The sequence below is a fragment of the Geobacter sp. OR-1 genome, from assembly GCF_000813145.1.
Taxonomy (GTDB): Bacteria; Desulfobacterota; Desulfuromonadia; order Geobacterales; family DSM-12255; genus Geoanaerobacter.
In genome coordinates this window covers 1-2,438 of the sequence record NZ_BAZF01000048.1, presented here as the reverse complement: position 1 = coordinate 2,438, position 2,438 = coordinate 1, and the positions used below count along the sequence as shown (strand labels likewise).

General features: G+C 59.1%; 2 protein-coding genes. Both read left to right on the top strand.

The window, feature by feature from the left end; genetic code table 11:
• Positions 1-750 (top strand): electron transfer flavoprotein subunit alpha/FixB family protein (locus OR1_RS20375; protein ID WP_041974970.1); only part of this gene is annotated, 750 nt, incomplete at its 5' end.
• A 95-nt stretch (positions 751-845) separates the two neighbouring features.
• On the top strand, positions 846-2,438 hold a 1,593-nt coding region (locus OR1_RS20370; RefSeq protein WP_041974968.1), incomplete at its 3' end, for a (Fe-S)-binding protein.

Sequence of the window (2,438 nt, the reverse complement as noted above, 5' to 3'; positions counted from 1 at the left end):
CATAAACCCGAAATCATCCTCATGGGCGCCACCGGTCTTGGCCGCGACCTGGCCGGCGCCGTTGCCACCGAAGTCAAGACCGGTCTCACCGCCGACTGCACCGGATTAGCCGTAGACAGCAAGCGCAACCTCATGCAGACCCGGCCCGCCTTTGGCGGCAACATCATGGCCACCATCATGTGCGACAAATACCGGCCCCAGATGGCCACCGTCCGGCCCAATGTCATGCCCATGCCCGAACGGCAGGACGGCCGGACAGGAGAGATCGTCCGCGAACAGTGTCCGGTCCGTGAAGAAGAACTCCTCGTCAAAGTCCTCGAGATCATCAGCGACAAGAAAAAAGACCATGTAGACATTGCCGGCGCCGACTTCATCATCTCCGGCGGCCGCGGCATGATGGGGAGCGAGAACTTCGCCCTGTTGCAGGAACTGGCCGACGAACTCGGCGGCGTCGTCGGGGCATCGAGGAGCGCCGTCGATGCCGGATGGATGCCCCAGGACCGGCAGGTCGGCCAGACCGGCAAAACCGTCCGGCCCAAGATCTACATTGCCTGCGGCATCAGCGGCGCCATCCAGCACCTGGTCGGCATGCAGGACTCCGACGTCATCATCGCCATCAACCGCGACAAGAACGCCCCCATCTTCGAAGTCGCCACCTACGGCATCGTCGGCGACCTGTTCCGGGTCATACCGGCCATCACCGCCGGGATCAGAGCACTGAAAGCGCAGCACGCCAGGAAAGTAGCTTAAAAGACTGTGAAAGGTGAATAGTGAATGGTGCATAAAACCTTTCACTTTTTACCGTTCACTATTAACTATTCACCAACTATCACCGTGAGGTTGCAATGACCCCCAATCCCATACTCTTTGCCGCGCTCTTGATACCGGCACTCCTCTTCTTCTGCTACAGTCTTTGGCGCCGGCTCGCCCTGGTAAGGCTCGGCCAGCCCGAGAACCGGTTCGACAACATCGGGGTCCGCATTCACGAAATGCTCCTCTACGCCTTCGGCCAGAAACGGGTCATAGCAAAACCGTTCGGTATCAACCACTTCGTCATCTTCTGGTCCTTCATGGTCCTGCTCATCGCCAACGGCGCCTTCATCCTCGAAGGACTCATTCCCGGCTTCACCCTGGAAGCCCTGCCGCTACCGCTCTACCAGGCTCTCATGTTCCTCTTCGACCTCGTCTCCGTTGCCACCATCATCGCCATCACCCTCTCCTTCGGCCGGCGGCTCATCTTCAAACCCGACTATCTCGACAGCAGATACGTCAAGGCACGGAGCTTCGAAGGGTTCTTCATCCTCTCCTGCATCGCCCTCTTAATGCTCGCCTACTTCGGTCTCCACGGCGCACTTCTGGCCGTCATGGACCAGAGCCACGGCTACATGCCGGTCTCATCCTTTGTTGCCACCCTGCTCAAGCATTCCCCCCTGGCCGACCAGCTCTTCCCCTTTGCCACCTGGTCCTGGTGGGTCCATGCCGGCGTCCTCATCGCCTTCATCTGCTTCCTGCCGGTCAGCAAGCATATGCACATCATCACCGCCATCCCCAACTGCTTCCTGAGAAACCTCGAACCGGTATCTATTCCTCCCCGCGAACAGTTCGCAAAAGGGAACAGCTACGGCGCGGGCAAAGTGGACGACTTCACCTGGAAAGACCTCTTCGACTCCTTCTCCTGCACCGAATGCGGCCGGTGCCAGGCCGCCTGCCCGGCCAGCGTTACCGGCAAATCGTTAAACCCCCGCCAGGTCGTCCACAGCCTCAAGGTCAACCTCATGGCCGTCGAACAGGAGATCAGAAGCGGCAAAGAACCCGCATTAGCGCTCATCGACGGCGAAGGAGAGGGGAGCAACACCGAAGAGACCATCTGGTCCTGCACCACCTGCGGCGCCTGCCTGGAACAATGCCCGGTCTTCATCGAACAGCTGCCCAAGATCATCAAGATGAGACGCTACCTCGTCGAAATGCAGGCCAGCTTTCCCGAAGAACTGTTGAACCTGTTCGAGAACATGGAAGGCAGGAGCAACCCCTGGGGGATCGCCCCCACCGAGCGGGGGAAATGGGCCGCCAGCATGCACGTCAAACCGTTCGAGGCCGGAGAGACTGAATACCTCTTCTATGTCGGCTGCGCCGGCTCCTTCGACTCCAGACAGAAACAGGTCACCGTAGCCATCGCCACCCTGTTGGATGCTGCCGGAATATCCTGGGGAATCCTCGGCAAAGATGAACAGTGCTGCGGCGACAGTTTAAGACGGCTTGGCAATGAATACGTCTTCGATAAAATTGCTCAAGAAAACGTCCGGCTGTTTCAGGAGCGGGGCGTGAAGAAGATCATCACCCAGTGCCCGCACTGCTACTCCACTTTGAAGAACGACTACCGCCAGTACGGCATCGACCTCGAAGTCATCCACCACGGCCAGCTGCTCGACCGGCTCCTG